Annotated in this window: 16 protein-coding genes, 1 tRNA gene and 1 other RNA gene; 10 read left to right on the top strand and 8 right to left on the bottom strand. The window is 56.7% G+C overall.

Going from position 1 to position 25,483, the window contains the following annotated elements:
* Nucleotides 1-3: 3 nt before the first annotated feature.
* On the top strand, nt 4-501 hold the full coding sequence (locus IEX10_RS00890) for a phosphatase domain-containing putative toxin (RefSeq protein WP_188670019.1): 498 nt from the start codon (nt 4-6) through the stop codon (nt 499-501).
* A gap of 16 nt (nt 502-517) precedes the next feature.
* Here IEX10_RS00890 and ffs read toward each other — a convergent pair.
* Nucleotides 518-616: signal recognition particle sRNA small type (gene ffs / locus IEX10_RS00885), an RNA gene on the bottom strand.
* Between the two features lie 99 nt (nt 617-715).
* Here ffs and nudC point away from each other — a divergent pair.
* Both nudC and IEX10_RS00875 read left to right on the top strand, forming a co-directional pair.
* On the top strand, nt 716-1,678 hold the full coding sequence (nudC, locus tag IEX10_RS00880; protein WP_188670017.1) for an NAD(+) diphosphatase: 963 nt from the start codon (nt 716-718) through the stop codon (nt 1,676-1,678).
* Between the two features lie 49 nt (nt 1,679-1,727).
* Nucleotides 1,728-2,198 carry an SRPBCC family protein gene (locus IEX10_RS00875; RefSeq protein ID WP_188670016.1) on the top strand — a complete coding sequence of 157 codons (471 nt, stop codon included), beginning with the start codon at nt 1,728-1,730 and terminating at the stop codon, nt 2,196-2,198.
* A gap of 6 nt (nt 2,199-2,204) precedes the next feature.
* Here IEX10_RS00875 and IEX10_RS00870 read toward each other — a convergent pair whose 3' ends face one another.
* Entirely contained in the window at nt 2,205-3,059 is an 855-nt protein-coding gene (locus tag IEX10_RS00870) for a prephenate dehydratase (RefSeq protein ID WP_188670013.1), read from the bottom strand.
* Between the two features lie 153 nt (nt 3,060-3,212).
* On the opposite strand from IEX10_RS00870, the gene IEX10_RS00865 reads away from it, so the two are divergent.
* From IEX10_RS00865 to IEX10_RS00835, 7 genes are all read left to right on the top strand, one after another.
* Entirely contained in the window at nt 3,213-3,731 is a 519-nt protein-coding gene (locus tag IEX10_RS00865; RefSeq protein WP_188670012.1) for a c-type cytochrome, read from the top strand.
* Between the two features lie 195 nt (nt 3,732-3,926).
* On the top strand, nt 3,927-5,846 hold the full coding sequence (locus IEX10_RS00860; RefSeq protein ID WP_188670010.1) for an extracellular solute-binding protein: 1,920 nt from the start codon (nt 3,927-3,929) through the stop codon (nt 5,844-5,846).
* The gene (locus IEX10_RS00855) at nt 5,847-6,926 is read left to right on the top strand and encodes a microcin C ABC transporter permease YejB (protein WP_188670008.1); all 1,080 of its coding nucleotides are present in this window, start codon (nt 5,847-5,849) and stop codon (nt 6,924-6,926) included.
* A complete protein-coding gene (locus IEX10_RS00850; protein ID WP_373287393.1) occupies nt 6,923-8,032 on the top strand; it encodes an ABC transporter permease in 1,110 nt (369 codons plus the stop codon). The genes IEX10_RS00855 and IEX10_RS00850 overlap by 4 nt, the downstream gene beginning before the upstream one ends.
* Nucleotides 8,029-9,630: an ABC transporter ATP-binding protein gene (locus IEX10_RS00845; RefSeq protein ID WP_188670006.1), complete on the top strand. Its 1,602-nt coding sequence runs from the start codon at nt 8,029-8,031 to the stop codon at nt 9,628-9,630. The genes IEX10_RS00850 and IEX10_RS00845 overlap by 4 nt, the downstream gene beginning before the upstream one ends.
* Before the next feature lie 100 nt (nt 9,631-9,730).
* Nucleotides 9,731-9,807 (top strand) — tRNA-Arg (locus IEX10_RS00840).
* A 93-nt stretch (nt 9,808-9,900) separates the two neighbouring features.
* Entirely contained in the window at nt 9,901-10,449 is a 549-nt protein-coding gene (locus tag IEX10_RS00835) for a hypothetical protein (protein WP_188670004.1), read from the top strand.
* Between the two features lie 422 nt (nt 10,450-10,871).
* Here the strand turns inward: IEX10_RS00835 and IEX10_RS00830 are convergent, their stop codons facing one another.
* The 6 genes from IEX10_RS00830 to IEX10_RS00805 all read right to left on the bottom strand — a co-directional run bounded on the left by IEX10_RS00830 (nt 10,872) and on the right by IEX10_RS00805 (nt 25,374).
* Nucleotides 10,872-16,730, bottom strand: a complete 5,859-nt coding sequence (locus IEX10_RS00830; protein WP_188670002.1) for a DUF11 domain-containing protein — start codon at nt 16,728-16,730, stop codon at nt 10,872-10,874.
* A gap of 543 nt (nt 16,731-17,273) precedes the next feature.
* Complete coding sequence (locus IEX10_RS00825; protein ID WP_188670000.1) at nt 17,274-18,578, bottom strand: TRAP transporter large permease; 1,305 nt, start codon at nt 18,576-18,578, stop codon at nt 17,274-17,276.
* Nucleotides 18,578-19,123: a TRAP transporter small permease gene (locus tag IEX10_RS00820; protein ID WP_188669997.1), complete on the bottom strand. Its 546-nt coding sequence runs from the start codon at nt 19,121-19,123 to the stop codon at nt 18,578-18,580. Before IEX10_RS00820 ends, IEX10_RS00825 begins: the two co-directional genes overlap by 1 nt.
* Nucleotides 19,124-19,188: 65 nt before the next feature.
* Nucleotides 19,189-20,301: a C4-dicarboxylate TRAP transporter substrate-binding protein gene (locus IEX10_RS00815; RefSeq protein WP_188669995.1), complete on the bottom strand. Its 1,113-nt coding sequence runs from the start codon at nt 20,299-20,301 to the stop codon at nt 19,189-19,191.
* A 96-nt stretch (nt 20,302-20,397) separates the two neighbouring features.
* Complete coding sequence (locus IEX10_RS00810; protein ID WP_188669993.1) at nt 20,398-22,107, bottom strand: AMP-binding protein; 1,710 nt, start codon at nt 22,105-22,107, stop codon at nt 20,398-20,400.
* Between the two features lie 36 nt (nt 22,108-22,143).
* Nucleotides 22,144-25,374 (bottom strand): carboxyl transferase domain-containing protein, encoded by a 3,231-nt coding sequence (locus IEX10_RS00805; RefSeq protein WP_188669991.1) that lies wholly within the window; start codon nt 25,372-25,374, stop codon nt 22,144-22,146.
* Nucleotides 25,375-25,483: the final 109 nt, after the last annotated feature.

The raw sequence follows: 25,483 nt of genomic DNA, 5'->3' as shown, positions 1-25,483 counted from the left end.
ATCATGCCAGACTTCACCATATACCCGATCCCCCTTTCCAGCGGAACGCTGGGCATTTCCCCCCTTCCCGGACGCGGTGGCCGGATGGACGCGGATATGATCGCACTGCTGCGCTGGAACCCCGACCTTGTGCTGACCATGACAACAAAGGCGGAAATGGACCGCGCAGGGGCCGCAGACCTGCCCGACCGTCTGGCCGAAGCGGACGTGCAGTGGATTCACCTGCCCATCGCGGATTTCGGGGTGCCCAAAGGCAACACAGAAGAAAAATGGACCGAAGCGTCCCGCACGGCGCGGGGAATTTTGCAAAACGGTGGCAAAGTCCTGTCCCATTGTTTTGGCGGTCGCGGGCGGTCCGGTATGATGGTGATGCGTCTGATGGTCGAACTGGGCGAACCTGCGGATACGGCCCTGACGAAAATCCGCGCAGTGCGACACGGGGCTGTTGAGAACACCAAACAACGGGATTGGGCCGCAGCGGGTGCCGTGCAGGAACCATAAAGCGTTGATGTATTGGAAGTGAGAGACTGGACAGCGACCCAAACGGGACTCGTTACGGTTGCTTCCTTCCGGACCTGGCCGAGTTAGCAAGGCGCTTGCCCGCGCCAGCCTCTCAATCGGGTATATAGGGTCTTCTGTCCGATTTGCCAAGGTCACGATTGCAACCCTTTGTCTGGCGTGCCACAAAACGGCCAAACAAGGAATTGACGATAAAATGTTGAATGCGGAACAGGTGACTTTCGGCGGCTCGGGACTGGACCGCGCCGCACAACATCGCGGCGATGCGGCGAAGCTTGAAGAACTGCGCAAGGCCGGACACGCCATCGCGCTTTGGCGTGGAAAGCCGCTATTTGACTATGAAACCAAGGCGTTGATGCGGATCTCCCCTGATCATCAGGTTCTGTCCGAGGCCACGGACCCCGCGATTTATCTAGGGATTGAAGAAGACGGCAAGGCGGTCTTTGCCCATGACATTTCCCCGTGGGAGGACCCCGCGCTGGATGCTGCCGCCCTATCGAATTTCTTTGACCCCTCGCAAAATCTCTACCCCGGCTTTGAGAAAACGCAGGTGTTTTCCGAACTGCGGGGAATCATGGCAAAAATGACGCCACGGGACGCCGAACTGGCCGCCACCGCGCGGGGCATGTTTGAATGGCACCGGCATCACAACCACTGCGCCAAATGCGGGGCCAAATCCGAACTGGCACAGGCTGGTTGGCAGCGAGACTGCCCTACCTGCAAGGCCAGCCACTTCCCCCGCACCGATCCGGTGGTGATCGTTCTGGCCACCAAAGGCAATTCGGTTCTGATGGGGCGGTCCCATGGTTGGCCCGATGGCATGTATTCCCTTCTCGCCGGATTTATGGAGCCGGGCGAAACGATGGAGGCCGCGGCACGGCGCGAAGTTTTTGAAGAAAGTGGCATCCGGCTGAACCGGGTGCGCTACCTGTCGTCACAGCCCTGGCCCTTCCCGTCCAGCCTGATGATCGGCTGCGCAGGAGAAGCGGAAAACACCGAAATCGTTATTGATCCCAAAGAGATAGAAGACGCCCGCTGGTTCACCCGCGAAGAGGTCTTTGCAGCAACACACTCGGACAATCCGCAGCTTAGACCGGCGCGTAAGGGCTCTATCGCCCATTTTTTAATTCACAACTGGTTGTCCGACACATTAGATTGACGCGGATCGATTCCCTTAACCGGCAAAAACAAGTAACAGGCAGAACCCCATGCAGTTTTCCAGTGTCCAAGATGTAAATGCACCGCTCGACTTTGTGTTTGCACAGCTTTCCGATTTCGAAAGCTACGAATCCTATGCGATGCGGGTGGGCGCCGAAGTGCAACGCACGGATGATCTGGCGCAAAAAGGCGTGGGCATGTGCTGGAACATTCAAGGCGATTTTCGCGGCAAGCACCGCAACTTTGAAATCGAACTGACAGAGTTCCGCCCCGATAACCTGTTAAAATTCATGGTGGTTGCTTCGGGGATCGAGGCCAATGTCACAATGGAAGCGATGGCCCTGACCCGCAAACAATCGCGGATCAAAGCCACCACCGTTCTGAAACCCAAAAGCATCTCGGCACGGCTGATCCTGCAATCGGCAAAGCTGGCGAAGAACAGCATGAACCGGAAGTTTAACCACCGGTTCTGGACTTATGCGAATTACATCGAAAACAACTACAACGCTGCGCGGCGCTAAACCTGCCTAGCCAAGAGGCACCCCGCGGGAGCGGTCTGCCTCATACACACCAAGAATTTCGAGGTGTGTGGTGAAGTACTCCAACTCATCCAGCGCACGGCGCACAGGGGCATCATCGGGATGCCCGACGATATCCGCATAAAATTGCGTCGCCGTGAAAGATCCGCCTATCATATAGCTTTCCAGCTTCACCATATTCACACCATTTGTGGCAAACCCGCCCATCGCCTTGTATAGCGCGGCGGGAATGTTGCGGACGCGGAACACAAAAGTGGTGATCAGTTCCTTGTCGGATTGGGGCGTGTTCACCGGCTCTGGTGACATTACCAGAAAACGCGTGGTGTTGTTCTGGTTGTCCTCAATGTGATGGGCCAGAACCTCCAGCCCGTAAATCTCTCCCGCCAGATCCCCCGCCAGCGCGGCTTGGGTTTTATCCCCTTTTGCCGCAATCTCTTGCGCTGATCCCGCAGTATCCGCCCCAGTTACCGGCAGAAGGGAGTGTTCTTTCAGAAACTTGCGGCACTGACCCAACAATACCGTATGGCTCTTGGCGGATTTTACCTCCTCCAGCGTTGCACCGGGAACGCCCATCAGGTTGATGTGCACCCGCTCAAAATGTTCACCGATAATATGCAGGCCACTTTCCGGCAGCAGATAGTGGATATCCGCCACCCGCCCGTAGGTGGAATTTTCCACCGGCAGCATGGCAATATCCGCTTCGCCCCGTTTGACAGTCGCAATCGCACTTTCAAAGGTTTTACACGCAATAACCTCTGCATCCGGATAAACCGCCTGACAGGCCTGATGGGAGTAAGCCCCGAGTTCTCCTTGAAAGGCAATTTTGCCTACTTTTCGTATCATTTTGCATTTGCTCCCTAAAAAGCGTAACTTTTCCGGCCAAAGGGCGTTTCGTCGCGGCTTGTACACCTTGCAACTGGTGAGGGGAAGGCGCTAGAACGAGCGCGGAAAAGAATGTGCGGGATTCCCGTCCCGCTCCTCAAGGTAGGTAGAACCATGGACACAATGGAAACAACCAAGATTGTGGGCGGCGCATGTGGTGCTTTGCTCGTCTTTCTTCTTTTAGGCTGGGCAGGCGAGACCCTTTATCACGTGGGCGCAACCGGCCACGGTGACGAAGAGCACACATCGGGATACCCGATCGAAGTGGCCGAAGCCTCTGATTCGGGCAGCGACGAACCTGAAATCTCTCTCGAAGAGATGATGGCAGCCGCGGATGCGGGCAAAGGCGAAAAAGTCTTCTCTAAGTGTAAAGCCTGTCACAAGATTGAACCTGGCGCCAACGGCACGGGCCCGACCCTGCACGCCGTTGTTGGTCGTCCGATCGGCGGCATGGACGGCTTCCAATACTCTGACGCAATGGCTTCTTTCGGCGGCGACTGGACTGTGGAAAACCTCGACGGGTTCCTGACCAAACCATCCGGTTACATGAGCGGTACAAAGATGAGCTTTGCCGGTCTGAAAAAGCCAAAAGACCGCGCGAACCTGATCTCCTATCTTCAGACACTTCAGTAAATATTACGAATTCCGGTATCAAAGGCCGCCCTACGGGGTGGCCTTTTTTCGTTTTGGCACGGCCTCCGGCGATTTTTCGCACGGGTTTCATAACATTTTCACACAGTATCGCGCGTAGCTGTTTACCTGACAGGGATAATACCTATTTACTGTGGTAAAGCACGTTCACAAGTGCCCTACAGTGAGGTTGAAAAGATGGAAAAATCGCGGGGACCGGCACGCGCCGCAACGCAGTCGCAACGGATCACGAAGGCAGCCCAGTTCATGCTGGCCAGTTTCGGATTTCTTACGCTGGTCTTTTGGGCGACCTACACACTGGCGCAGGATGACAGCGCAGAGAATGTGATCAAATCCCACGGCATCTCTACCTTCGGAGAATTGAAATATCCTGCGGATTTTGACCATTGGGATTACGTGAACCCAGACGCACCGCAAGGGGGCACTATTTCCCTCCTCGGCACGGGTGCTTCAGGAACATATGACAGCCTCAACCCGTTTATTCTGAAGGGCGAACCGGCTCAGGGGCTGGGTCTGATGTACGACAGTCTGCTTGTCGGATCGAGCGACGAACCCGACAGCGCCTATGGCTATGTGGCGGAAACGCTGGAATACCCCGAGGATCGCAGTTGGGTAATTTTCAACATGCGCCCCGAAGCCCGATTTTCTGACGGCGAACCGATCACCGCTGATGATGTCGTGTTTTCCTTCAATATCCTGATGGAAAAAGGCCACCCCGTTTACAAGATCATCTACAAGGACATCGAAACCGTAGAGGCCCTGTCCCCCCACCGCGTCAAATTCACCTTCCGCGAAAATGCCAACACCCGCGATCTGCCAAGCGTTGCAGGTGGCCTGTCTATTCTTGCAGAACATTACTATGCGGATCGGGATTTTGGCGAAAGCACGATAGAGGTTCCGGTAACTTCCGGCGGTTATACTGCCAAAGATATCAAACCGGGCAAATCCATAAGTTATTGCAAGAACCCAGATTACTGGGCCAAAGACCTGCCCCACAATCGCGGTACCGGCAACTTTGACTGCTACCGCTACGAATATTTCACCGACCGCACTGTTGCCTTTGAAGCCTTCAAGGCGGGCGCGTTTCTGTTCCACGAAGAATTCTTCTCCAAAATATGGGCCACCGGCTATGACTTCCCCGCGCTCGATAAAGGGTGGGTGATCCGCGATAGCATCCCAGACAACCGTCCGACCGGCACCCAAGGTCTGTGGATCAACATGCGTAAGGAAAAATTCGCCGATCCGCGCGTACGCGAAGCCATCGGCATGGTGTTCAATTTCGAATGGTCGAACAAAACCCTGTTCTACGGCCTGTACGAACGCACGGATTCTTTCTGGGAAAATTCCACCATGCAGGCCGAAGGTCCGCTGGAAGGGGCCGAACTGGCGCTGTTGGAGCCTTTCCGCGATCAACTGCCAGAAAGCATTTTTGCCGATCCCCCTTTTACCCCCGCAATCTCGCGCATAGATCAGGCCGACCGCAAGGCCCTGCGTGCAGCTGGCAAACTGCTGGATGACGCTGGCTGGAAAGTGGTTAATGGCAAGCGCACAAATGCGCAGGGCGAGGTTCTGTCGCTTGAAATCCTCGACGACAGCCCCTCGTTTGAGCGCATCATCAATCCCTATGTAGAAAACCTCAAACGGCTCGGAATTGATGCGCGATACTCCATGATTGATCAGGCGCAATACCAGCAGCGACAAGAGGATTTCGACTTTGACATCATTCCGGGCCGCCTTGTGATGTCTCTCTCCCCCGGTGAGGAACTGGCCACGACCTTTGGCACAACCGGTGCGGATTCGCTGGGCAGCTCCAACTTCTCGGGCTTGTCCAATCCTGTGGTGGATGCGCTGATCGTGAAAATCGCACAGGCCGAAAGCCGCGAGGATATGGAAACCGCCGTTCGCGCGCTCGATCGTGTGCTGCGCAGCTTGCATATCTGGGTGCCGAACTGGTTCAAGCCCGCCCATAACATCGCCTATTGGGATGTTTTTGGCCGCCCCGAAACAAAGCCCTTTTACGCCCGTGGCGTGATGGATACATGGTGGATGGACCAGCAGAAGCTGGATGACCTCAAGGCACAGGGCGCATTACGTTAAATGGGCGCGTATATCCTCAGACGACTTTTGTTGATGATCCCGACCCTGCTCGGGATCATGCTGATCAACTTCACGCTGATCCAGTTCGTGCCGGGTGGTCCGGTCGAACAGATCCTTGCGCAACTGTCCGAGGAAGGCTCTGCCACTGACAGGATCACCGGCGGCGGCGCAGAAGTGGCCACTGGCGGGGGTAATGACACCTATCAAGGTGCGCGCGGCCTGCCCGAAGATTTCATTAAGGAACTGGAAGCCCAGTTCGGGTTCGACAAGCCCCCCCTTGAACGCTTCTTGCAGATGATCGCCAATTACGCGCAGTTCGATTTCGGCGAAAGTTACTTCCGCTCCATCGAAGTGCTCGACCTGATCCTTGAAAAAATGCCGGTGTCGATCACGCTTGGTCTGTGGTCAACGCTGCTGGCCTATCTGATTTCGATCCCCCTTGGCATCCGCAAGGCGGTTCGGGACGGATCACGCTTTGACACGTGGTCCTCGGGTATCATCATCGCCGCCTACGCAATCCCGAGCTTCCTGTTCGCGATCCTGCTGCTGGTGCTGTTTGCCGGTGGGTCCTACGTGCAATGGTTCCCGCTGCGCGGTCTAACCTCGGACAATTTCGACCAGTTGGGCTGGTACGCCAAGATCATGGATTACCTCTGGCATATCGTTCTGCCCGTGACAGCCTCCACCATCGGGGCGTTTGCCACACTGACATTGCTGACCAAAAACTCGTTTCTGGACGAGATCAACAAGCAGTATGTTATGACCGCGCGGGCCAAAGGGTTGACGGAGCAAAAGGTCTTTTACGGCCACGTCTTTCGCAACGCCATGCTGATCATTATCGCAGGATTTCCGGGTGCGTTTATCGGCGTGTTCTTCGGATCGTCCCTGATTATCGAGATCGTCTTCTCACTCGACGGTCTGGGGCGGCTCGGCTTTGAGGCCGCGCTCAACCGCGATTATCCGGTGTTCTTCGGCACGCTTTATATCTTTGGATTGATGGGGCTGCTGGTCGGGCTGATTTCCGATCTGATGTATGTGGTCGTGGACCCGCGCATCGACTTTGAGAGCCGCAATACATGATGTTCAAGTCCTCCATCGCACAGCGCCGCATCGCCAATTTCCGCGCCAACCGCCGCGCGGTCTGGTCCGCATGGATCTTCGGCGTGGTCTTTTTCATCTGCCTGTTCGCAGAGCTGGTCGCCAACGACAAACCGTTGCTGGTGTCCTACCACGGCGAACTGCACACCCCGGCTTTCCAATTCTACCCCGAAACCAAATTTGGCGGTGACTATGAAACCGAGGCGGATTATCTGGACCCAGTCCTGCCCTGCCTGATCCGCAGCGGTGGGCTCGAAGCCTGTTTCGATACCCCCGAAGAAACCTTTGACGACGCCGCCGACGGTATCGTCAACGGGGAACCGATCGACAAGGGCTGGCTGATCTGGGCCCCCATCAAGTACAGCTTCAACACGATCAACTATGATGTGGACACCGCCCCCTCTGCGCCGGACGCCCGCCACTGGCTTGGCACCGACGACCAGACCCGCGATGTGCTGGCACGGGTGATCTACGGCTTCCGCATCTCGACCGTTTTCGCGCTGATCGTTGTGGTGGTTTCTTCCGCCATCGGCATCGCAGCGGGCGCTGTGATGGGGTATTTCGGCGGCTGGGTCGATCTGATTTTCCAGCGGATACTAGAGATCTGGTCCTCCACGCCAATGCTGTATGTCATCATCATCCTGTCGGCCATATTCACGATGAACTTCGTCATCCTGACCGGGCTCATCATCCTGTTTTCATGGATGGGACTGGTCGGACTGGTACGCGCGGAATTCCTGCGCGCGCGGAACTTTGAATACGTCCGCGCCGCCCGTGCGCTGGGGGTCACTGACTGGAAGATCATGTTCCGCCACCTGCTGCCAAACGCGATGGTGGCCACGCTGACCTTCCTGCCCTTCCAAGTCACCGGGGCCATTGGCGCGTTGACGGGGCTCGATTTCCTCGGCTTTGGCTTGCCGCCCACCTACCCATCGCTCGGCGAACTGGCACTGCAAGCCAAGAACAACCTACAAGCCCCCTGGCTGGCGTTTTCCGCCTTTGCCAGCATCTCGATCATGCTTTCCCTTCTGGTGTTCATCTTTGAAGGCGTGCGCGACGCATTTGACCCACGAAAGACGTTTAAATGAGCGAAGTCCTGAACGTCCAAGACCTGACCATCGCCTTTGGCAGCAACGCCCCAGCCGTGCAGGGTGTCAGCTTTACCGTCCACGCGGGCGAGACCGTTGCCCTTGTGGGCGAAAGCGGCTCGGGCAAGTCCGTCACCGCCTTGTCGAGCGTGAAACTCCTCCCCGAAAGCGCCAATGTCTCAGGCTCGGTCACATATCGTGGCACGGAAATGATCAACGCTGATCAAACCACACTGCGCCGCGTGCGGGGCAATGACATCAGTTTCATTTTCCAAGAACCGATGACCTCGCTCAACCCGCTGCACACCATTGAAAAGCAACTTTCCGAAAGCCTTGCGCTGCATCAGGGGCTAACGGGAAAGGCCGCACAGGAACGCATTCTCGACCTGCTGAACAAAGTTGGCATCCGCAATCCTGAAACCCGCCTGAACGATTACCCCCACACCCTGTCCGGCGGTCAGCGCCAAAGGGTCATGATCGCAATGGCGCTGGCCAACGGGCCGGACCTTTTGATCGCGGACGAACCGACTACCGCGCTGGATGTAACGATACAGGCGCAAATCCTTGACCTGCTGGCAGATGTGCAAAAGGCCGAAGGCATGGGGATGCTGTTCATCACCCACGACCTGACCATCGTGCGCAAAATCGCCGATACGGTCTGTGTGATGCAGCACGGCAAAATCGTTGAAAGTGGTCCCACCGCCGAGATTTTTGATAACCCCCAGCACGATTACACCAAAACCCTGTTGGCCGCAGAACCCACAGGCACCCCTGATCCGGTGCCAGAAGATGCGCCCGAAATCCTCTCCACCGAACATTTTCGCGTCTGGTTTCCCGTCAAACGCGGGCTGATGCGCCGTGTGGTCGATCACGTCAAAGCGGTTAATGACGCCAGCTTTTCCATCCGCGCAGGCGAAACCCTTGGCGTGGTGGGGGAAAGCGGTTCGGGCAAGACCACACTCGCGCTAGGCGTGATGCGACTGATCTCCTCCGAAGGTCCGGTGGTGTTCCTGGGACGCGACGTGCAGGGGCTTAAAAACAAGGCCCTGCAACCCATCCGCCGTGACATGCAGATGGTGTTTCAGGACCCCTATGGATCCCTCTCGCCCCGAATGACCGTCGAACAGATCGTGGCCGAGGGCCTTGGCGTTCACGGCTCCACCCGCGGCATGGACACGCGACAAATGGTGAAGGACATCATGGTTGAGGTTGGGCTAGACCCTGCCACCATAGACCGTTACCCGCACGAATTTTCCGGCGGTCAGCGCCAGCGTATCGCCATTGCCCGCGCCATGATTCTGAAGCCCCGCCTTGTGGTGCTGGACGAACCGACATCCGCGCTCGACATGACGGTGCAGGTGCAGATCGTAAACCTGCTGCGTGATTTGCAACAAAAGTACAAGCTGGCCTTCCTGTTCATCAGCCATGACCTGAAAGTCGTCCGCGCGCTTAGCCATAAAGTGCTGGTCATGCGGCAGGGCGACATTGTGGAATCAGGGACCGGTGACCAGATTTTCGACGCCCCCAAAACAGACTACGCCAAAGCCCTGATCGCCGCCGCCTTCAACGCCGAGAGCTTGAACACCCCTGTCGAATAAGGCGCTAAAAACGGCTGGGGAAAGAAAAATAAAATAACCCGACAAACCCTGCAATTTGTCCCTTGCATTCCCCCTGCCCCACCGCTAAACCGCCCCTCACGGACCGATAGCTCAGCTGGATAGAGTACCTGACTACGAATCAGGGGGTCGGGGGTTCGAATCCTCCTCGGTCCGCCACTTCCCCCCTCGTATCATTGATTTCATTAGCCTTAACGGTTAAGTGTCGAACCTGTAGCTCAGAGTTCGCCAGTCCTTGAACATTTTTCTTCCTTGAATAATCAACCACTCCCTGTTTTTCTTTCAGAAAAATTTGAAGAAAACTTCTTGTTCAAAACCCTTAGAAATGGACGAGCACCCGGCTCTTACTCTCGCACGGCAATCACCCTCCTTCTTATAACTGTAATGTTTTCTATCGGGGGTGTACGGCTGGCAGCGGCCCAGGGTGAATCTCTTTTGGTAAAAAACGACAGAGACATTTTTGAAAACATTGGAGCCTGTGCAAGCTATAAGCTGTTCTTAGAATTGAAGCCTGTATGGCGGATGGACATCACTGGATGTCACCCGGTAGCTCAGATAATAATTAAAAACGGTAACAAGCCAAATCTAGTTTTTCTAGATGCCATGATCGAAAAAACACCTCCCACTTCACCACTGGAAGCAACGGTTTTAACGCTTGATGCAGTCAGGCACGGTGACGTCATTTCTTCTTTCCTGCATTCTGAACGAGCCGTTAGAATAATGGCGATTAGGCTGGGCCAATCGGTGATATTGAACGTGCCACGCTGTATTCCCATTTGCTATACGGCATCCAGTTGTTAGCGGTACAGGCTGCCTGTGGGGAACGGATTAATTGCGGGGAATTGCAGAACGTTAGTCGGATCACAGAGATGTTCGGCAGTGAATTCGGATTTCTAGACCCCGTACCTCCCCAATTTGCGCTTTTATGTTTAGTGAAAACGGATGGGTATATGGTCCCGGTACGGACTGTTTTGGCCAGCCCCAGGTTCCGAGATTGCATTTCTAATTCTCAATAGGATTTTTAAAGATGAGGATCCTAGTAAAGTTGGTTTTAATTGAGTTTAGAAGAGAGCATTAACAGTACTAGCATTTAGCCATGTTCGCATCTTACCAACAGTTTGGAATAGACCAGAGCTGACTAGCCCGTGTCTGGCTCCACTTCAGGAATAGACCGGCCCCACCTCATTAACTGACCCTCGTGCTATGCAGGTATCCCCTCCCCCTTACGGATCGATCTGGACCTTGAAGGCCACGAATCCGGCAGCACTTGGTGGGTAGCTTCCGGCGCAGTCCCAACGCAACGGGCCGGCGTAGCCAGCGACATTTATGGCTGGCACGGTAAGCGAGCAACTGATGCTCGACCCGAGAGAGACAGGCGTTGAGACAGGCTCGGACAGCGATGTATACGCTGGCGTCCGGTCGAAGATGATGACATCGGTCGCCGCAGAGGGGCTGACGTTTTCGACATATATCCGATAGGCCAGCACATCCCCAACCCCGCCGCTGTTCGCGGTGCTTTCGGGCGTGTTCTCGGTCTCGTTCCGTACTGTCTTGCGCAAGGAAATAAGGCCAGCGCCGGCACCGGAGGTAATGCGGTCCGTGTTGATGGCCACCGTGCTGAGGGGAGTGTTCACCAAAGCGGTCCGTGCTTCAAGATCATAGACAAATGATCCTCCGGGGCCGACGCCAGCACCTGCAGAGATACGGGACACGAGGCATATTTGATCTCCGTCGACGACTGCGATGGCACCGGTCAAAGCGGTGTCGGGGGTGCCATCACAATCGGGATCGAGAAAAATGCCTGCGCTGTATCCATTTGCAGGTGTCTGCGAGTTGTCACCGTAAATGAAGGTGACATCTCCTGTTGTTGTTGCGAAATATTCGTGGGTCAGATTTACGACCTGGCCTGCTGCGATGTTCGCAGTCTGATCTTCGGTCAGTCGCGGTTCTTCAATGACGCCGAAATCAAGATCTGCATAATCTGTGGCTGCTGTCGGCGTGAATGTATAGGTGCCATCATATACGCTGGCATCCACAAGAGTTGGCAAACCGGATTTGTTTTCAGAGACTGGCATCCAACCGGTTTCAGGCGTGACCGTCAGGGTTAACGGCCCCGTGTAGGACCCGTCCAATGCGTAGGACCATGTCCCGTCAGCCGCGATCTTGGGCTGGGCAATCGTGTCGCCACTATCGTTTAGAATGCTAAGAGTGGAGGCTGGAGCACCGGACTCCGCACCGTTAAATTCGCCGTCGTGAGCTGTGCCGCCGCCGGTACCATTGTCGTTGAACACACGCCCGGACAGCGTCGGTCCACCGGTTTTCAAGGTGATTTCGTAGCTATCCTCATCGTCATCCGCAATGCCATCGGAAAGGTCGTCAGTCTTGGAACCGACTTCCACATCACTGTCACTGTCTGGCAGGGAGGAACGGATGATCTCCACCTCGTTTATGTGTGTCCCCGTTTCCAGCACGCGCACCTGAATAGTAAGGGTTTCTACCGCCCCTGACAGGATTTCATCCACGAACCACACACCGGTGGAGGGATCGAAATAATCCCCGGTGGCCGGTGCATCATCGCTCAGATATTCAAACCCGTCTGGCAATTTTTCGATGACGGTCACGTTAGAGGGGGAGCCGGGACCAGAGTTGTTAACCGAAATAACCCAGTCTATTAAATCCCCTGCTGTTGCCTCTGTAATGACAGTGCTGGTGTTAGCTTTATAGGCCACTTTGGTAATGGAAAGGTCACTTTCCCCCGGATCGAAGCCAAAATTCTGGTCCTGCGTCGTCGCATTCGGCACCACCGACACCGACACCAGCGGATTGGACGTACCGATGGTAGAGCCTGCCGGAAGGTCGGTATCTGCTTCGTCAACTTCAATCCGGTAGGTCGACCCACCAGAGAGGTTGCCAATTGTGTAGGTCCCGTCCGCCAAAGTCTCTACAGTGCGGATGAAATTGTCGTCGCTCAGATCATTGGGAGTGCCGCGATCATCGTAAATCGACACTGAAACGCCACCGCCGAGATTGATCTCTGCCCCGTCTTTCACATCCGAACCGTCCTGATCCACATAGATGTTCCCCGCAACGCTGCCAAACGGGATAACGGACGGCCCGCGGCACGAAGCGCCATCGTTTCCACCGCCTTCTTCGTCCGAACTTGTGGCGATCCGCTGGGAAATACCGGTGGTCGTGTCGACCAGATAAACATTATTGGTTGCGTCATCATAGACGTAGAACAAGCCGTTTTCATCAAACCAGGCTGCGCCATAGGTTCCGGTATAAGTGGCTGGGCCAAAGAACGTGACCTGCTCTGTTCCAACACTGGCAGAGCCGCCATTTGCAGAAAATTTGAAGACCTGACCTGTGTTTTCATCGATCCCGTACAAGAAACCGTCTTGTTCGTTGTAGGCGAAATCCTCGGTCCGTATTTCATCACTGGTCAGCAACTCCCCCCCGTTCACAGAAGCGGTGGGCACGGTAATATCTAGAAGCTGAAACACATCCCTATCGCTCTGATAAACCATAATACCGTTGGGCAGGACATCCCCGCCGGTCTTGCCCTTTTCAACCCCTCCCGTTGGATCGGGCATCCGTGTAAACGCCCCAGCCCCGTCAACGCGCCACAGGCGGCTGCTGCCATCGGGAACACCGTAGATATACCCGTCGAGTTCATTGTACCCCCAGCTGCCTTCAAGGTTTTCACCCGATGCACCAATATCTTGCAGGTTCAACGCATATCCCGTTGGCGTCGCCGAGAAGTTCAACCGTTTCAACGTCGAATCCCCCGAAGCGATCAGATACAGCCCTGCGTCACAGACAATTGGCGGGCTATCACCGGATAAGGTCAGGGAATAATCCTCAACCTCACCGTCCAGCGCGAGCTGCACCACGCCAGACGTTGTAGACCAGCGGAACCGCGCGAAAGTAGGAAGTTGCGTCGCACTGGCCGGTACATTCACGTCAAAGACAATCACACCGTTTACCAGCCCGTCCTTATCACCGGCAGACCCGTCCTGCAGGTTTGACGCGATCATGTCGACCTCGTCAAAGGTTCCGTCAGCGTCGAAATCGATCCACGCTTGAAGATAAGCGATTGGACCAAGCCCCGCAGTCACTTCGTTTACTGTCACTGAAATCTCTCCGGTTGCGCCCACATAAAGCTGAGGCATCGCTACGCCATCTTCATCGTCATTGCCGTCAAGATCATCGCCGGTGGCATCTGCGCTGGCCTGTGAAACAGCCTCAGGATCAGGGGAAATGGCGCCGAGATAGGTGCCCGCAACACCTGCATCCGCGATGATGTGCTGCGGGTCACCATAGGACGCGGGCGCGTCGCCGCGGTCCACGATGGGGGCGGCCGCAATGGTAACAGCATAATCTTCAATTTCCCCGTCCGGTGCAAAGCCTGTAGGGGACAGTGTTTGCACCGAAGACCAGCGGAAACGGGCGAAAGTCTGGTCCAGCACAGCATCTCCTGGCACGACGATCTCAATGTCGATTTGCCCGTCATTAGCAAACTGGTCGCTGCCGGTCCCATCGTCTTGCAAATCAAGAATGATTTGTTCGGCGGTACCGCTTTCAAACACGTCGTTACCGTTGTAATCAATCCAACCCTGCAGATACCCGCTTGTGCCGGTGACTGTCGCTGTCAGGGTTGAGGTCAGACCCTGCGTCAGGGGCGGTATCGACACCCCATCGTCGTCGTCACTGTCGGCATTCGGCGCGTTGCCAGGCGCTAGATCACCAGAGTTGATGCTGCCGAGCAGTATGTCATCACTGTCACGCAGATTATGCAGCCCATCCCCAAGCACGCTGGGCGCGTCAGAATAATCCAGACAGGTCAAAATGTCAGAGACTTCCATGCTGCCGGACGGGGACAGGCCCGGCGCGCTGAACTGCAAAGGTGTATGTTCAATAACCAGCGTATCAATCGGCTGGCTGAAACCCACTGTGACCGCGCGCGAAGCACCCGACCCCAACGCATTTTGCCGCTCGCCTGTTACTGACCCATCGTTGTTGGCGACCCGCGTCATAGGAAATGATCCCGTGCCATCAGCCATCGACGGAGAAACACGCACGCCATCAAGCAGGCCGTAAACAGTCGCGGATTCATTTTGGTTCAGATCGGCAATATAGACGTATATGCCATTCAACGGCGTTGCGAAGGTTGAGCGCAGCTCCACGTACCGCGCTGTTAGCATCGGGTTCCCGCCAATGCCGGGGTAAAGCGTGTTGGTGGTGCCGATCGACGCTGTTCTTAGGCCCGTTGAAATGTCGGTTGTGCTAACGGTGCCACTGATACCGTGGTTGGTAAAAGCGGTGGTCGCGCCGACGGTCAGCGGTGCATCATTTGCCCAATCGACAATCGGCGTGCGTGTTCCCGAACAGCCCGGCATTTCTTCGGTCGGGGATGGGGACACTGCTACTGAAACGCTCCCCGTGGCGGGGCCACCCTGATCGCTCGACAATGCGGTGTCTGCGGTTACGGTTTCCCCCCCGGCTGCAGAAAGCTTCGCGTCAAATTCGATCACGCCAGAGCCGAGCCCCTCAAGGTTGGCCATAGTGTTGAAAGAAAACGTGCCACCCGAAGGGTCGCTGACCAGAAGAATATCCTCGCCGCTGATCACCTCAAAATTGGAGGTGCCCGTGGTTTGCGAGGGAAGGGTAACTGAAAGCACTGCGTTGGTCATCGCCGACAGGGACGTATTGGCATAGCCAACGCGGTAACGCACTGTGGCAGAGGGAGGAATGTCACCGCCGGTGTAAGTCGTGCCGTTGACTTCACTAATGCTGATCCCCACCGCGAGGTCATCGCCAGACGGGATGGCATAGACCGAAGACCCGGCAACCCAGTACCGCCAAGGGTTGTCGTTGCCTGCCGCGCCGCCTTCTGCGCTGTCGCCGCCGTGGCCTTCGGCATTTATGGGTGACAGGGAATCGACATCGGTTATGCGCAGCCGCAAGGACGCATAGTAAACCTCGCCCTGAGCGATGCCGCCAAACGCGAAGCGCACGGCATTGGTTGCGGCCGGAAGCTGCGTTGCATCGGACCCGTTCAGGCTGAACCCTGTGGCCGAGGCATCTGTGCAAACGAATTCTGAGTTTACATCTGCATTGTTGGTTTCGGGATAGACAGATCCTGCGCTGACCGCCGGCCCTTCCTGTCCAACGATCAATGGGTCGTCGGCCTTACAACTGCCCGGATATTGGATGCGCTGCCACGGTCCGGTGGTGCCATAGCGATCCCAATCAGAGCCGGAATCCGGTCCGGCAACAGGGCTGCCCGCGCGAAACGGCGTCGCGCCGCGCCCGCCAGTGATAGAGGTCTCTTCCGAGGTGCTGAACCCGTTCGCGTCGATGGTGCCACCGGAGCCAAAGGCATTGATTTGCACCGCATCCCATTTGTTGTGAACCCGCGCCGTACCGGAACCACCCACGGTGGTCCAAGGGGTGCCGTTGGTCGGGTTAACCAAATATCCGTTTGTCAAATCGGCCACCAGTGACCCGTTTGCAAACAATTGCGTATCTGACCGAGAGGAATAGAAAATGCCCGTGTCGCCATAGATATAGGCGAGACCGGCATTACAATCTTCAGTGGTGACGGTGAAACCGGCTACAAGGCATGCTGTGTTGGATTCAGGATTCCATCCATTTGCCGAGACATCAAAAGCCTGTTGACCCTTTGGCCCCCAGCCTTTGGACACACCACTGCCTGTCGTCGCTTGTGCTGGGCGCGCAGGAAGTTCGTTTCCGGCAGCGTCCGTCATAAAGGCGCCAACGACCTCTGTGCCTTCGGGGACATACATGGTGGCATAGCCCCCCGGCCCGTCGAGCGTTCCGTCCACGATTGTCGGAAAGCTGGAAAACACCTGTATAATATCGCCATTTTGAACGGCCGGTTCCCCTGCCAGCACCCGCGCCTTGATTTCGGTTCGTGTGGCCGGTGTAAGATCGATCACACCGGTTCCAAGCCACGCGCCATGCGCCAGCGCAATGACTGTCAGTCCGAACCACGCGCAGAAAGCGGCGGCCAGACGGTGTGTTGAAAGACGTTTTAATTGGACTGTAATACGGTTCACGTCGCAGCCCTTTCCATGCAAAGAAATAGACATAAGCGAACGGCTTTGAAGGACGTATCATCAGGGAAAATCGAAGAAAGCCACTGTTCGGGAATAACACGCCAAGCCATTACGCGTGTACCGTTGCCGTAGATCATCATGTCTTGTTCTCCGAATATTAATCGCGCTTATCATTTTTCTAACAATCTTCGGCTCAGCCAACCTGCAGGTGTTCGAATAGCGCTCCGACACTCCTTTAGTATCTGATCTTTCGCCTTTTGAATTCTTGCGGAAGAATAGAAGCTGCTCTCTTTAGGATAGGAATGAAGCTATAAACGGGGATTCTTCAGGAAGTGTTAAGATTACTCCGGTTAGGTTGAGACCTCACAGCGAAGCCGCCAGCTCATAGGAACAGGCGGCGACAACTGGATTGCAAACAAGGGGTGATGCGGGCTTGAAACGGCTACACAGGTGCAGCGGCTTCCCCAACCGCATCGCGCGGTCAGGGTATGGAGGATGATTTGAAAGGACCACGCGGGCTCAACAATTCCGGTGGTCCGATGGTTAACTTAATCCGGGCAACCACAGGACCGTTTGTGGAAAGGCGATCATAATCGCAACGACCACGGCATCCGCGACCAGAAACCAGATCACGCCCTTAAAGATGGTGCCAAGCGATATGGATCGGTCCACCACCCCTTTAATCACGAACACATTCAGTCCGACGGGTGGGGTAATCATGCCGATTTCCAAAAACTTTGCGACGAAAACACCAAACCAGATCAGCGATAGCCCTGCCTCGTCCACCACAGGCAGAAGCACCGGCAAGGTCAGTAGCATCGCGCCAATCGGATCAAGGAACATGCCAAGAATGATATAAACCAGCGCAATACCAAGGATCAGCGCCAGCTCGGATGCACCGAACGCCAGAATGGTCTGGGTGATCAGCTCTCCCGAACCCGACAGCGCCAGAAACCGCGTCAGCAGGTTGGCACCAATCGCAATCAGGAACAGTGCGGCCGTGGTCACGATGGTTTCATTCACCGACTGTCGCAGGGTCGCAAGCGTCAGCCCCCCGTTCAGCCACGCAATGATGCAGGAGGCCAGTGCCCCGACCGCTCCGGCCTCGGTCGCGGTGAACAGGCCGGCAAACATACCCCCGATCACAACCACAAACAGGGTGATGACAGGCCAGATACCGCGCAAATGGGTAAAGCGTTCGCCCCAGCTTACGGGCTCTTCTCGTGTGGGGGCGAGGGCGGGATTTATCCTGACGCGGATATAGATCATCAGCGCATAGCTTATCGCGGTCAGCACGCCCGCACCGATACCAGCCAAAAACAACTGGCCAATCGGCACTTGGGCAAAGATGCCAAACAGGATCAAAAGGATTGAGGGCGGGATCAACGCCCCCAGTGTTCCGGCCGCCGCAATAGACCCCGTTGCCAGTCCGGGGTCATAGCCAGCGCGGGTCATCTCCGGCACGGCAATCCGGCCCATTGCAGCAGAACACGCCACAGAGGACCCCGTGACCGCCGCAAAGCCTCCTGCACCAAAGACAGAGGCAATCGCCAGACCGCCGGGCAACGCGCCAAGCCACGATCGCGCTGCTGCAAACAGCGACCGCGTCATGCCGCCGTGATAACAGACGTAGCCCATCAACAGGAACATTGGCACCGATGACAGGGTCCATTTCGCGGCAAACTGGTAAGGCACACTGGTCAGGATACCCCAAGCCGGACGCGCACCGAGCAGGATGTAAATTCCACTAAAGCTGACAAGGATCAGCGACAGGCCCACAGGCATTCGCAAAAGCAGCAAGAGCGCAAGGATGGCCAGTCCAGCCAGCCCGATAAGTTCCGGTGTCATTAATTCGTCTCCGAGGGAAGGTCTTCTGCATCCACGATCAGCGGCGCGCGGGCTTCATCCGCGCCTGCAATGCCGAGAATGATGCGCAGGATATACGTCAGTGCGAGCATGCCAAATCCGGCCGGCAGCAGGAAATACCCCTGCCAGATCGCCATAGACACACCGTCCTCGACCGCGACAGAGCCGCTGTTGAACCGGCGCATGGCCTCGTCCCACATGGTCCAGCACAATCCCGCAGAAGTCAGCGCGGCCAGCACGTGGATCAGCAAGGTCACGACCCGCTGCGCCCCGGCTCGCAAATGGCCGTAGACCAGATCGACCGAAATATGACGGTCCTGCGCTTCGGCCAATGCCAGCGGCAGGAAGGAAATTGCGACCATAAAGTAATTTGCAACGATGACAGAAACAAAGGGGATACGGGCACTGAATACCTGCCGCGCTATCGCGTCAGAGGCCACAAGCAGCATCATACCAATCACCGCCACTGCAGCGAAAAACGCCATAAAGCGGGTGAGTATCAAATCTAGTCGGATCAGGTTTTCCATGGGCGCCTCCCCCGTTAAGCATAAAAAACGGCCCGCCCTGATGTGCAGGACGGGCCGCAGAGTCATCAACCCAATGTGGCCGGATCAATTTTTGAGAAGATTTCTTTGAGGTAAAGATCCCCTACAGCGTCCACATCGGATGTGTCGATGTCCTTAACCAGCGCTTCCCATTTCTTCACCAGTTGCAGAAACGCAGCCACTTGCTCGGGCGCATCTGCAATGTTGTAGGTGTCACGGTTCAGAGTGCCGACGGTCTCCATATCGGATTTGCGGAAGGCTTCGGCTTTTTCCTTAACGTCGGCTTCCGGCTCCAGCAGTTCGACGCCGTGTGCCTGTGGATCATTCAGAATAGACGTCGCCTGATTGACACTGTCGATGGTGGCAATCGCATGGCCCTTGGCCGCGCCGTCGATCATCGCCCGTTTGGTCTTCTCGTCGAGCGTCCCCCAAGTGATGCCGCTTACGTTGAACATGGTATTCCCCATGAACACCGCAATCGGCTGGTTCAGCGCATAGTTCGCAACTTCACCGGTGGACAGGGTATCAAGCGTTTCCAGCGTGTGGATGTTGCCGTCAATATGGCCCTGACTCATGCTTTCATAGATATCGGTCGCGCCCATGCTGATCGCAGAGCCACCCATCGCGTCCAGCCAACGGGCAAAAGGTCCAAAGCCGCGGATTTTCTTGCCCTGAAAGTCCTCCAGCGCCTTCACTGGCTTCTGGTTATACATATAGTACGGGCCGGTCACAGTGTTCCCGAGGAAGATTTGCCCCGCATCGTTGAACTCTGCCAGACAGGGTTTGCAATTGAACATGAATTCATTCGCAGCACCGGCCATAGCCACCGGATCGACACCCGCTGTGCCCATGTCGGACAAAAGGTTTGCATAGGGCAGTTCCGCGCGGTGATAGGCAGGCACCACAAAGCCACTGTCCGCAATACCATCCCGCAGGCCAGTGAAGGTTTCAGCAAAGTTCAGCAGGGAACCGGCGTAGATTTTGACCTCTGTCTCGCCGCCGGTTTGTTCCTTGATGTAATCCGCCCAATACTGTGTACCGTCGGTCAACCCGCTCAGCGCGGCTGCCCCGATCACGTGGCGCAATGTGTCTGCCTGTGCTGCCGGTGCCAGTGCCAGACCCAGCGAAGCTGTCAGTGCTGCCAGATTTAAATGTCTCATGTAATCCTCCCGATTAACTAACATACGCAGGGCCAAACGCCCCGTTTTACGGCCAGACGCAGCCCCTCACGGCCTGCGTCCCCGCCTTGATCACCCCTAGAGCAGGGCTGCCAATTCCTCTTTCTTGACCTTGCCGGTGGCGGTCATCGGCAAGCCGTCAACCAACCGGACTTCCGGCACTTTGAAGGTCGCCATTTGCTCGCGACACCAAGCTTGCAAAGTGTCCGCGTCCAGATCTTGCGCTTGCGCAGGGTCGAGATGGATAAACGCCACCGGCACCTCGCCCTTCTTGTCGTCCTTGCGCCCAATCACACCGGAGCCGAGCACTGCGGGGTGCCGCCCCAGCAGCATTTCCAGTTCCGCCGGGAACACGGGCATACCGCTGACTTTCAGCATTTCCTTGCGCCGCCCCAGATAGTGAACACATCCCTTCTCGTTCAACATCCCGATGTCACCCGTGTGCAACCAACCGTCACGGATCGCATGGGCGGTTTCTTCGGGTTTGTTCCAATAGGATTTCAGCACTGAAGGGGAGCGCACGCAGATCTCGCCGTTGTCACCGATCGGTTTCAAAGCACCTGTCTCAAAATCGCGGATGATAATATCTGTTTCGGCCACTGGAAGCCCGACAAACACGGGCTGTTGCGACAGATCGTAATCCCCGTCCTGAAAGCCGACTGTGAACGTGTCACAGGTGTTGGTTTCAGTCATGCCATAAGCCGCTTCAACCATCGTGCTGCCTGTCAACGCACGCCATTCGTCGCGAAACGCGGGGTTCAGCTTCTTCACGAACGAACAAACCGACGTCGTCCCAAGCGAGCCGAGATCGTATTGCCCCGCATCCTTGTGGCGCATCACCTCAACCGCGTTATCCACCAGTAAAGTGACGATAGAAGCGCGGTAATGGGAAACAGCCGCCATCCAGCCCACCGCATCCCAGCGGTGCAGAATGCACACGGCAGCCCCAGTGTAGACCGGTGCAAGAATGCCAAGATCTTCCCCCGCGATCCAGAACATGGGGAAGAAGTTCACCACCACATCTTCGGCCCCGGCGTCCGGCATAGCAGGCCCGCAATAAGCCGCTACGGTGAACAGCATATCCCCGTGGGTGTGCACACAGCCCTTGGGCATCCCAGTGGTGCCGCCGGTGTAGTTCAGTGCAGCAACCGCATCCAAATCGGTGCAATCCGGTCCCTCAAACGGCGCCGCTTGTTCCATAGCTTCCAGCAATCGGGCAATGCCTTGTGCTTGGGGTGCCGCGCCCATTCCTTCGGGACGGGGAACAGGGCTCGACTCTCCGGCCATCTCTGCCGCACCCGTTGCAAACAGGGTTTTCACAGGCGTTTTGTCAAGAACCTGTGCCACCAGCGGCGCCAGATCGTCCTGAAACACCAGCGTTTCCGCGCCGCTGTCATTCAACTGATAAGACAGCTCCACGGCCTTGAACATCGGGTTCACCGGAACCAGCACCGCGCCAAGCTTCATGATGCCCCAGAAGCAGATCAGGAACTGCGGGCAGTTCCCCATCATCAGCGCAACACGATCGCCCGCACCAACACCTTTGGACTGCAACAGACCGGCGAATTTATCTGACAGATTGTCCACCTCGCCCCAGCTTAGGCTGCGACCATAAAAATGCACCATCGCTTCATCGGGGCGGGCGCTGGCCTCTTCTCGTACATACTGACTAAGCGGTTTTTTCCCTAGTCGGTAGTTTATCTCGCGCGGGATACCGGCGGGCCAGCTCTTGGCTTGCAACGCCCGTATTTCGCTCACCTGTTGTTCAATCGCTTTCGTGTCTGTCAAAATCCTGTCCTCCCCTTAAATTTCGTTCTGTCCGGCTTAGCGGCCTTCGGCCATCCGCAGCCCCTTGGCGATCCAGCCCCGTGTGTCCGCGGGATCAATCACCGCGTCGATTTCATGGGTAGACGCGACGTTCATCGCGCCGCCCCGTTCGTACAATTCATCCACCAGTCGGGTGTACAAAGCCTCCCGCGCGGCGGGGTCTGTTTCGGCCTCCAGCTCTTTGCGATAGCCAAGCTGGATTGCGCCCTCCAACCCCATCGGCCCGAACTCCCCCGTGGGCCAAGAGATCGAAAAGGCAGGTTCCCCAAGGCTGCCTGCCGCCATCGCCTGCGCGCCAATGCCATAGGCTTTGCGCAGGCAAACAAAGAACATCGGCGCACCAAGATTGGCCCCTGCGGAGATCAACTCGCAAGCGGCAGCAACCGCGCCTTCTTCTTCACTGTCGGGTCCAACCATAAAGCCGGGCGTGTCACACAGGGACAACACAGGCAGGTTGAACTTCGCACAAAGGTTCAGGAACCGCGCCCCTTTTGCCGAAGCCGCCGCGTCGAGCGCCCCGCCCAGATGTTGCGGGTTGTTGGCGATCAGCCCCATCGGGCGGCCCTCGATCCGCACGAAACCGGTCACCATTCCTGCCGCGTGTTCTGCGCCAAGTTCGAGGAAACTGTCCTTATCGACCAGTCCTTCGATCAGCGGGCGGACCAGATAGGATTTCTTGCGGTTTTCGGGGATGGAATGGCGCAACATCCGCTGGTCCGCGGCTTCCCAATCCGCCACATCGCCCTGAAAATATGACAAGACCTGACGGGTCGCTGCAATCGCAGCTTCATCGTCTTCCACCAGAACATCCAGTAGACCGTTTTGCGCATGCATCGGCGCAGGGCCGATTTCTTTGGGATGGAAGCTGCCGATACCCCCTGCCTCGATCATCGCAGGACCCGCCAACCCAATCCAGCTGTTTCGGGTGGCAATCCGGATATCCCCCGCCCCGAAAATGGCCGCGTTACCGGCAAAACAAAATCCGGAATTCACAGTGATCCGTGGACCCCACCCCTTCAACCGACAGAATTCCGCAAAAGTCGTGACCTTCAGGCCGGATTGCACGGTTTGGGCAAAATCATCATCATTGGGACGCCCGCCACCCCCTTCTGTGAAGAAAACTGAGGGAAGACCCTGTTTATGTGCAACTTCGATCATCCGGTCGGTTTTCAGGTGGCCAAAATACCCCTGCGTCCCTGCCATCACGGTAGAGTCATAGGCCAGCAAAGCCACCTGTGATCTGTCGCTGGCGAAAAGGTCCGCATTCATCGCCCCAACGCCCGTGACAATCCCGTCCGCCGGAGATACGTCAATCAGGGTTTCCAGCCCCAGCTTGCGCCGCTGCCCCGCCAGAACCAGCTGCCCGTATTCGTGGAAATCGCCGCCTTCACACAGGCCGCTGATGATCTCTCGCGTGGTGCGCTGGCTGCGATCCCGCCGCCGCGCGACCGCACGAGGGCGGTTTTCATCCAGTGTCCGTGCAAGGCGGCTTTCCAGTGTGGCCAGATCCTCGCGGATATGGTCAGGTTCCGGAGCGCTGTCCTCGGCGCTGATTTCTTCCAGCGTATCATCCCGCGTAAAGGCCAGCATCGGTGTGCCAGCGGCAACGGTTTGCCCTTCGCTGGCAAACACCGCGACCACTACACCGCCCGCTTCGGCGGTCACGACATGCTGCATTTTCATCGCCTCGATCACGGCGATTTCCTGTCCTTTGGCGATCTGGTCGCCCACGGCCACGTGAACCTGCTGGATCATCGCCTGCATTGGCGCGCGCAGTGCCTCGCTGCCTTGGGGTAGCTTCACCTCTTCGACAACAGCGGTTTCGGCTTCGGCTTCAAAGAAACGATCCGCGCCGCCCGACTGACCGATCAGCGCCGACATTTGCGTATCGAGCGTACGCACATCCACCGTCCAGTCCGTCACCACCGGCAGCCGCAAGAGGCCGCGCAGGAACCCGATGTTCGTCTCAATACCCCCGATCTGGAATTCCGAAAGCGCCCGTTCCGTTTTCGCAAACAACCGCGCCAGATCGCCGGTCTTTTCGTGAACCACCAGCTTGGCCAGCAAAGAGTCAAAATTCGGGTTCGTGCTGTAACCGGCATAAGCATAACCGTCGATCCGCACCCCCGGCCCCGTGGGCGGCGTGTAGGCTGTCAGCCGCCCGCCGGTGGGCGTGAACACACCGTCTTGATCCAACACTTCGGTATTGATCCGCGTCTGCACGCTGTAGCCGACAGGTGCGGCAGGTGGTTGATCAAGCCCGATATCGGACAGGGTCGCACCGGCTGCGATAGCAAGCTGGATTTCCACCAGATCAAGCCCCGTGATCTCTTCGGTGATCGTATGTTCCACTTGAATACGCGGATTGGTTTCGATGAAGTGGAACGCACCTGTGTCCTCCACCAAAAACTCCACCGTGCCCAAACCGCGATAGCCGCACGCCTGCCCGATCGCCACAGCCGCATCCAGAAGGGCGCGGCGGGTGTCTTCGGTCAGGTTCGGCGCGGGGGCCAGTTCGATAATCTTCTGATGACGCCGCTGCACAGAGCAATCCCGCTCCCACAAGTGGGTGACATTTGTGCCATCGCCTACGATCTGCACTTCGATATGACGCACGGAAGGCAGAAAGCGTTCGGCATAAAGCGTGCCATCTCCAAAGGCAGCTGCCGCTTCGGTGCTGGCCTGATGAAACGCGGTTTCAATTTCGTCAGCATTTTGCACGATCCGCATACCGCGCCCGCCGCCGCCGTTCACAGCCTTGATCATCAGCGGCGCGCCGTCTTGGGCTTCAAAGAACGCCTTGGCTTGCGCAGCATTCTCTAACGGATCTGACCCGCGCAGCACCGGAACATTCGCATCTTCGGCCAGTGCGCGGGCGGACACTTTGTCCCCCTGACGGCGCAGCGTGTCTCCATCCGGTCCGACAAAGATGATCCCCGCCTGCGCACAGGCATCTGCAAAATCGGCGCGTTCGCTGAGCAATCCATAGCCCGGATGCACTGCATCGCAGCCGGTTTCCTTGGCAATTGCGATCAGCGCTTCGATGTCGAGATAGCCCGCCACACCAGCCTTAGGCAGCGCACGCACCGCGTCCATGTGTTTGGTATGCAAAGACGTAGCGTCATCTGCCGTGTGAACCGCCACAGTTTCCAACCCTGCGGCCGCTGCGGTGCGCGCAACACGGATGGCAATCTCCCCGCGATTCGCAATCAGCAACTTTCTGATCATGTAACAATCCTCCCTTTAACCAAACTGCACTGACTTCCTGGCACTTTGATAACCGAGGGTCACTGAACTTTCTAAAGTTTAGGAATATGGCCAGTGGGAAGTCAACTAT

The sequence above is a fragment of the Neptunicoccus cionae genome, from assembly GCF_014643735.1.
Taxonomy (GTDB): domain Bacteria; phylum Pseudomonadota; class Alphaproteobacteria; order Rhodobacterales; family Rhodobacteraceae; genus Amylibacter; species Amylibacter cionae.
The sequence above is the reverse complement of the archived record's forward strand: the minus strand, read 5'-3'. Positions and strand labels throughout refer to the sequence as shown.